The sequence below is a fragment of the Streptomyces sp. 15-116A genome, assembly GCF_025290915.1.
Lineage (GTDB): Bacteria > Actinomycetota > Actinomycetes > Streptomycetales > Streptomycetaceae > Streptomyces.
The window spans coordinates 1-7466 of sequence record NZ_JAOCQE010000293.1 but is presented as its reverse complement, the minus strand read 5'-3'; the positions used below and the strand labels follow the sequence as shown (position 1 = coordinate 7466).

Annotated in this window: 4 protein-coding genes and 3 pseudogenes; 1 reads left to right on the top strand and 6 read right to left on the bottom strand. The window is 70.0% G+C overall.

Features of this window, described 5'->3' with window-relative positions; all coding sequences use genetic code 11:
• The 6 genes and pseudogenes from N4P33_RS30075 to N4P33_RS30050 form a co-directional block, all read right to left on the bottom strand.
• Window positions 1–179 (bottom strand): annotated as a pseudogene (locus tag N4P33_RS30075) (DUF721 domain-containing protein); the annotation flags it as partial.
• Window positions 176–1297 carry a DNA replication/repair protein RecF gene (gene recF, locus N4P33_RS30070; protein ID WP_260830102.1) on the bottom strand — a complete coding sequence of 374 codons (1122 nt, stop codon included), beginning with the start codon at window positions 1295–1297 and terminating at the stop codon, window positions 176–178. The pseudogene N4P33_RS30075 and the gene recF, both read right to left, overlap by 4 nt.
• An 87-nt stretch (window positions 1298–1384) precedes the next feature.
• Entirely contained in the window at window positions 1385–2260 is an 876-nt protein-coding gene (gene gnd, locus N4P33_RS30065; RefSeq protein WP_260830101.1) for a phosphogluconate dehydrogenase (NAD(+)-dependent, decarboxylating), read from the bottom strand.
• A gap of 141 nt (window positions 2261–2401) precedes the next feature.
• The gene (gene dnaN / locus N4P33_RS30060) at window positions 2402–3532 is read right to left on the bottom strand and encodes a DNA polymerase III subunit beta (RefSeq protein ID WP_260830100.1); all 1131 of its coding nucleotides are present in this window, start codon (window positions 3530–3532) and stop codon (window positions 2402–2404) included.
• A gap of 888 nt (window positions 3533–4420) precedes the next feature.
• Window positions 4421–5383: pseudogene (dnaA, locus tag N4P33_RS30055) on the bottom strand (chromosomal replication initiator protein DnaA); the annotation flags it as partial.
• A gap of 102 nt (window positions 5384–5485) precedes the next feature.
• Window positions 5486–6013 (bottom strand): annotated as a pseudogene (locus N4P33_RS30050) (ROK family protein); the annotation flags it as partial.
• Window positions 6014–6204: 191 nt separating this feature from the next.
• Here N4P33_RS30050 and N4P33_RS30045 point away from each other — a divergent pair.
• Window positions 6205–7299 (top strand): LacI family DNA-binding transcriptional regulator, encoded by a 1095-nt coding sequence (locus N4P33_RS30045; RefSeq protein WP_260830099.1) that lies wholly within the window; start codon window positions 6205–6207, stop codon window positions 7297–7299.
• Window positions 7300–7466 lie beyond the last annotated feature (167 nt).

The following is a 7466-nucleotide window of genomic DNA, read 5'->3' as shown; positions in this document are numbered from 1 at the left end:
CCGGAGCGCAGGCCGCCGCCGCGCCGCGCCTGCTTCTTCTGCTGCGCCACGTCCCCACGCGCGCGTGCCGCCTCCCGCGCCGCGCGCAGCGCCACGCGCGCGAGGTCGACACCGGAGGGCTCGGGGGGCTTGCCAGGGGTGTCCGGGGTGTCCGGGGGTGTCGTCTCGGGGTCGCTCATGCGCGCTCCACCGTCCCCTCCGCCACGACGAATCGCGTCCCCGACAGCACATGGGGGACGTCGTCGTCGACGGCCGCCGTCACCAGGACCTGCTCACCGGGCGCGACCAGCTCGGCCAGGCGCTCACGGCGGCGGGTGTCCAGCTCGGCGAAGACGTCGTCGAGCACCAGCACCGGCTCGTTGCCCTCGGCGCGCAGCAGGTCGTAGGAGGCCAGGCGCAGCGCCAAGGCGTACGACCAGGACTCGCCGTGGGAGGCGTAGCCCTTGGCAGGCATCTGGCCGAGCTTGAGCAGCAGGTCGTCCCGGTGCGGGCCGACGAGGGTGACGCCCCGCTCGATCTCCTGCTTGCGGGACTCGGCGAGCGCGGCGAGCAGCTGCTCGTACAGGTCCTCACGCGTGTGCGCCTCGCCCGGCGCGGACGCCTTGTACTCCAGGGCGACCGGTCCGCCGCCGGGCGCCAGCTGCTCGTACGCCTTGTCGGCCAGCGGCTGCACCGCGGCGATCAGGTCCAGGCGCTGGGCGAGCAGCTCGGCACCCGCGCGCGCGAGATGCTGGTCCCAGACGTCGAGGGTGGACAGGTCCATGGTGCGGCCGCCGTGCCGGCGGGCCAGCGCGGCCGACTTCAGCAGGGTGTTGCGCTGCTTGAGCACGCGCTCGTAGTCGGATCGGACGCCCGCCATGCGCGGGGAGCGGGCGGTGATCAGCTCGTCCAGGAAACGGCGTCGCTCACCTGGATCCCCCTTGACCAGGGCGAGGTCCTCGGGCGCGAACAGGACCGTGCGCACGATGCCGAGGATGTCGCGCGGCCTGACCTGCGACGACCTGTTGATACGGGCCCGGTTGGCCCTGCCCGGGTTCAGCTCGAGCTCGAGAAGCTGCTGCCGCTCGCCCTGGCGCACCTGCGCCCGGATGATCGCCCGGTCGGCGCCCATGCGGACCAGCGGGGCGTCCGAGGAGACCCGGTGACTGCCGAGCGTGGCGAGATAGCCGACCGCCTCGACCAGGTTCGTCTTGCCCTGCCCGTTCGGGCCGACGAACGCCGTCACCCCCGGGTCGAGCGGGACCTCGACCCGGGGATACGAGCGGAAGTCGGCCAGCGACAGATGCGTGACGTGCATGGTCGTTCGCCGACCTCCCCGGTGCTTCTAGGTGGCTGCTTGCTTCGTCACCGCGAGGTGACGCTTACTTGCTTCTTCCAGGCTGGCTTACTTCTTCTCGACCGCGTGGCCGCCGAACTGGTTCCGCAGGGCAGCGATCATCTTCATCTGCGGCGAGTCCTCCTGCCGCGAGGCGAACCGCGCGAACAGCGAGGCCGTGATCGCCGGCAGCGGGACCGCGTTGTCGATCGCGGCCTCCACAGTCCAGCGTCCCTCACCGGAGTCCTGTGCATAACCCCGCAGCCCGTCCAGGTGCTCGTCCTCGTCGAGGGCGTTCACCGCGAGGTCCAGCAGCCAGGAACGGATGACCGTCCCCTCCTGCCAGGAGCGGAAGACCTCCCGGACGTCGGTCACGGAGTCGACCTTCTCCAGCAGCTCCCAGCCCTCGGCGTAGGCCTGCATCATCGCGTACTCGATGCCGTTGTGGACCATCTTCGCGAAGTGGCCCGCGCCCACCTTGCCGGCGTGCACCGAGCCGAAGTCGCCCTCCGGCTTGAGCGCGTCGAAGATCGGCTGCACCTTGGCGACGTTCTCCTTGTCGCCGCCGTACATCAGCGCGTAGCCGTTCTCCAGGCCCCAGACGCCGCCGGAGACACCGCAGTCGACGAAACCTATGCCCTTGGCCGCCAGCTCCTCGGCGTGCTTCTCGTCGTCCGTCCAGCGGGAGTTGCCGCCGTCCACGACGACGTCGCCGGGCTCCAGCAGCTCGGCGAGCTCGTCGATGGTGGACTGGGTGGGCTCGCCGGCCGGGACCATCACCCACACCACCCGCGGGGCCGCGAGCTTGTCCACAAGCTCCTGCAGGCTGTGGACATCGGCGAGGTCCGGGTTGCGGTCGTATCCGTGGACGGTGTGGCCCGCGCGGCGGATCCGCTCGCGCATGTTGCCGCCCATCTTGCCGAGGCCGACGAGACCGAGCTCCATCAGTTGTGTTCCTTAGGTGTGCGACGTGGCATGACGGCACTTGGGTGCCGAAGTCCGAGCCTAAACCCGGACGCCCGCGCACATCTGTGGGCATACGCGCTCATACGCACGCCCTCACCTGGGGCTTTGTCCCGGATGCACTCAGCCGCTGAGCCGCACCGGCATGATCAGGTACTTGTAGGCCTCGTCCGCCTCCGCGTCCACCGCCGGGCGGCCGCTGAGCAGCGCCGGCTTCGTCGACGTGGTGAACGACAGCTGGGCCACCGGCGAGTCGATGGCGCTCAGGCCGTCCAGCAGGAAGGTCGGGTTGAAGGCGATCGAGATGTCGTCGCCCTCCAGCTGGGCGTCCACCCTTTCCACAGCCTGTGCGTCGTCGCTGGAACCGGCCTCCAGGATGAGCACACCCTGCTCGAAGCTCAGCCGCACCGGGGTGTTGCGCTCGGCGACCAGCGCCACACGCTTGACGGCCTCCACGAAGGGGGCGGTCTCGATCACGGCGACGCTGTTGAACTCGGTCGGGAACAGCGTGCGGTACTTCGGGAGGTCGCCCTCCAGCAGACGGGTCGTCGTCCGGCGGCCGGCGCCCTCGAAACCGATCAGGCCCTCGCCCGCGCCCGAGCCGGACAGCGCAAGGGTCACCTGGTCGCCGCTGGTCAGCGCCTTGGCGGTGTCCAGGAGCGTCTTGGCGGGCACCAGGGCGACCGCGGAGGCATCCGGGTTCTCCGGCTTCCACAGGAACTCGCGGACCGCGAAGCGGTAGCGGTCGGTGGACGCCAGCGTCACCGTGTCGCCCTCGATCTCGATGCGCACACCGGTCAGCACCGGCAGCGTGTCGTCGCGGCCTGCCGCGATGGCGACCTGCTGGACCGCGGAGGAGAAGACCTCGCCCGGGACCGTGCCCGTCGCGTTCGGCATCTGCGGCAGGGCCGGGTACTCCTCCACAGGCAGGGTGTGGAGTGTGAACCGGGAGGAGCCGCAGACCACCGTCGCCCGTACACCGTCTGTGGAAATCTCCACCGGGCGGTTGGGGAGGGCGCGCGAGATGTCGGCGAGCAGGCGGCCCGAGACCAGCACCGTGCCCTCCTCCTCGACCTCGGCCTCGACGGACACCCGCGCGGAGACCTCGTAGTCGAAGCTGGACAGGCTCAGCTGGCCGTCCTCCGCCTTCAGCAGAAGGCCGGCGAGGACAGGCGCCGGCGGACGGGCCGGGAGGCTGCGAGCCGCCCAGGCCACTGCCTCCGCGAGTACGTCGCGTTCCACCCGGATCTTCACTGTTGCCGCCTCCTGCTGTTGCCGGCGCTTCTCGCCCTGCTTCGGCTTCGTCGTCTGACTCGGTGTCGTGGGCCTCTGTGAGGGGAAGGACACCGGGGACCAGTCTGACGCACCGCACTGACAGTAGGTGCCCCTCGGGGTCAAGTCGTGACGAGTGGCAGACGGGGTCGAGAGGGCGAGTTGTGCACAGGTCCCGCTTCGAAACGAATTCCTCGCTCTCTCTAGTCGGGAGTAGTAGTAGGGCCTGTGGATACCGTGGATAACCTCGTTTGCCCAGGTCAGCAGGCGAATTTTGTCCACCGGGCCTGTGGGTGGAGGCCGTGGACAACTCGGTGCCTCTGTGGAGAACGGAAAGTTCTGCACATCCCGTGCACAGGGAGGGGCGAGTTCTCCCCAGCGTCGTCCCCAGTTTCGGCAGTCTTTCCCACAGCCCCCTTCGGCAACATGATGTGACGCCTTTCACTCGACGCGGTGAGGAGGCGCGCCGGGTTGCCGAACAGTGGACAGCGATGTGGAGAACCCGGTGCACTCTGGGGACAACGGACCCCAGCCTGTGGGTTGCCCGTGGACAACTCCGTGCACAGCCTGTGGATCAACGCGTCGTCCACAGGCTGTGGAGATCTTCTGTCCACGAATCCACAACCGGCTGATCTGGGCTGATGGTTCCTCAACAGGGTCTCCTGTGGACAAGATCGGGACAACTTCGCGGTCCCCAGGATGTGGACGGGAAAAAGTCACCGAATCTGTGGAGAGAGGCCGTAACCAGGCAGTTAATCGAACAGCGGGAGACCGGCGGGCGAGGGCGCGGAGAGCGGCAGCCGACGGCGGAACGACGAAGGGCGCCCCCCGGGAGCGGATCCGGGGGGCGCCCTTGTTGGTCCGGTGCCGTCAGCCGGCCTTGATGCGGTTGGTGAGCTCGGTGACCTGGTTGTAGATGGAGCGCCGCTCGGCCATCAGATTGCGGATCTTCCGGTCGGCGTGCATCACCGTGGTGTGGTCGCGGCCGCCGAACAGCGCACCGATCTTCGGCAGCGACAGATCCGTCAGCTCCCGGCACAGGTACATGGCGATCTGGCGGGCCGTGACGAGCTGGCGGCCGCGCGAGCTGCCGCACAGGTCCTCGACGGTGAGCCCGAAGTAGTCGGCGGTCGCGCTCATGATGGCCGTGGAGGTGATCTCGGGCGTCGCGTCGTCGCCGCCGGGGATCAGGTCCTTCAGGACGATCTCCGTCAGGCCCAGGTCCACCGGCTGCCGGTTGAGCGACGCGAACGCCGTCACCCGGATCAGCGCGCCCTCCAGCTCCCGGATGTTCCGCGAGATGCGGGAGGCGATGAACTCCAGTACCTCCGGCGGGGCGTTGAGCTGCTCCTGCACCGCCTTCTTGCGCAGGATCGCGATGCGCGTCTCCAGTTCGGGCGGCTGGACGTCGGTGATCAGGCCCCACTCGAAACGGTTCCGCAGCCGGTCCTCCAGCGTCACCAGCTGCTTGGGCGGCCGGTCGCTGGAGAGCACGATCTGCTTGTTGGCGTTGTGGAGCGTGTTGAAGGTGTGGAAGAACTCCTCCTGCGTCGACTCCTTGTCCGCGAGGAACTGGATGTCGTCGACGAGCAGGATGTCCATCTCGCGGTAGCGCTTGCGGAAGCTGTCGCCCTTGCCGTCGCGGATGGAGTTGATGAACTCGTTGGTGAACTCCTCCGAGCTGACGTAGCGCACGCGCGTGCCCGGGTAGAGGCTGCGCGCGTAGTGCCCGATGGCGTGCAGCAGATGCGTTTTGCCGAGCCCCGACTCCCCGTAGATGAACAGGGGGTTGTACGCCTTCGCCGGTGCCTCGGCGACGGCCACCGCGGCGGCGGAGGTGTCACCGTCGGGACCGGGCCGCCAGCCGCCTTCGAACGCGCGGCGGGCGATGTTGGGGCCGCTCGCTATGCGCTCCACGCAGCCGCGCGAGCCGCACGGGCAGGGGTCGCCGTCGAGGTCGACGCTGATGTGCCCGATGTGGCCCGCGTTGCCGGTCGGCCCGGGGTGGAGTCTGCCGTTGAGGACGAGTCCGCCGCCGACCCCGGTCGAGACGACCATGCACAGCGCGTTGTCGTGGCCGCGGGCGGCGCCCTGCCAGTGTTCGGCCGCGGTGATGGCCACCCCGTCGCCGATGAGCTCGACGGGCAGGCCCCCGGTGGCCGCCCGCACCCGGGCGACGAGCGGGTAGTCGCGCCAGCCGGGCACGTTGACCGGGCTCACCGTGCCCGCGGACGCGTCCACCGGCCCCGCGCTGCCGATGCCGACGGCGGTGGCGTTCTCCCACAGCGGGGAGGCGGTGAGCTCGCCGAGCACGGCCTCGACCGCCCGCATCACGGTCTCACCGTCCTCCCGGGCCGGCGTCGACCGCTGGGCGCGGACGAGGATCCGGCCCCGGCCGTCCACCAGTGCGCCGGCGATCTTGGTGCCGCCGATGTCGAGCGCAGCCACGAGGTCGGTGTGCATCAGTGTCGGATCTCCCCGTCAACCATGAGAAAAACGCCGGAAACGCCTTATGTGACCAGCAGGAACACATGGGGCAAACCGCGGCCCGGTGTCGCCGTGTCGCGCGGGCCGGAGTGTGCGGTGAACAGTGTCTCTTGCTCTGACAACGTTGTCCAGGCTCTATGCTCGACGCCACATCCTCATACAACCCCATGGACCTACGCATCCCCGTGGACGACAGGACAGGACAGCTCATCGTGCCGGAGACGCCCCGCCGCACCGACCGCCTCCCAGGGACCCGTTACGGCAACCGGCCGACCATGAAGGACGTGGCCGCCCGCGCGGGCGTCGGACTCAAGACGGTCTCGCGGGTCGTCAACGGCGAGCCCGGCGTCACCCCGGAGACGGAGCGCCGGGTCCAGGAGGCCATCGACGCCCTCGGCTTCCGGCGCAACGACAGCGCGCGGGTGCTACGCAAGGGCCGTACCGCCAGCATCGGGCTGGTCCTGGAGGATCTCGCGGACCCGTTCTACGGACCGCTGAGCCGGGCGGTGGAGGAGGTGGCCCGCGCGCACGGTGCGCTGCTGATCAACGGCTCCAGCGCGGAGGACCCGGACCGCGAGCAGGAGCTGGTGCTCGCGCTGTGCGCCCGCCGGGTCGACGGGCTCGTGGTGATCCCCGCCGGCGACGACCACCGGTATCTGGAGCCGGAGCTCAAGGCGGGCGTGGCCACCGTGTTCGTGGACCGGCCGGCCGGGAAGATCGACGCGGACGTCGTCCTCTCGGACAACTTCGGGGGCGCCCGCGACGGTGTGGCCCACCTCATCGCGCACGGCCACCGCAGAATCGGCTTCATCGGGGACATGCCCCGCATCCACACCGCGGCCGAGCGGCTGCGCGGCTACCGGGCGGCGATGGAGGACGCGGGCATACCGGTCGAGGACTCCTGGATGTCGCTGGGCGTCACCGACCCCGGGCGGGTGCGCCGGGCGGCCGAGGAGATGCTGGCCGGACCGGATCCGGTCACCGCGATCTTCACGGGCAACAACCGCGTGACGGTCACGGTGATCCGGGTGCTGGCCGAGCGGTCCCGGCCGGTCGCGCTGGTCGGCTTCGACGACATCGAGCTCGCCGATCTGCTGCAGCCGGGAGTCACCGTCGTCGCGCAGGACGCAGCAGCGCTCGGCCGTACGGCGGCGGAGCGGCTGTTCCGGCAGCTGGACGGCTCGCTGCTCAGGCCCGAGCGCATCGAGCTGCCGACCCGGCTGATCACGCGGGGCTCGGGTGAGCTGCCGCCGGCGGACTGAGCGGGCCGTGCGCGTGGAGGACCGCACACTTCAGGCGCTGGGGGGTGTCCGCAAAGTCCCGTCGTCCGCCCGAAGGGCGGGCCCTGCGGCGTCCGGTGCGTGCTCTCGGCGTGCCGGGCGGACACCCGCGTACTGGTTGTACTCGGGTGTTCGCCCGGTGCGGCGAG

Bases quoted from the DNA above. Each gene is read 5' to 3' on its own strand.
- N4P33_RS30045 (WP_260830099.1), top strand. From the start codon at position 6,205: ATGGACCTACGCATCCCCGTGGACGACAGGACAGGACAGCTCATCGTG.
- recF (WP_260830102.1), bottom strand. From the start codon at position 1,297: ATGCACGTCACGCATCTGTCGCTGGCCGACTTCCGCTCGTATCCCCGG.
- gnd (WP_260830101.1), bottom strand. From the start codon at position 2,260: ATGGAGCTCGGTCTCGTCGGCCTCGGCAAGATGGGCGGCAACATGCGC.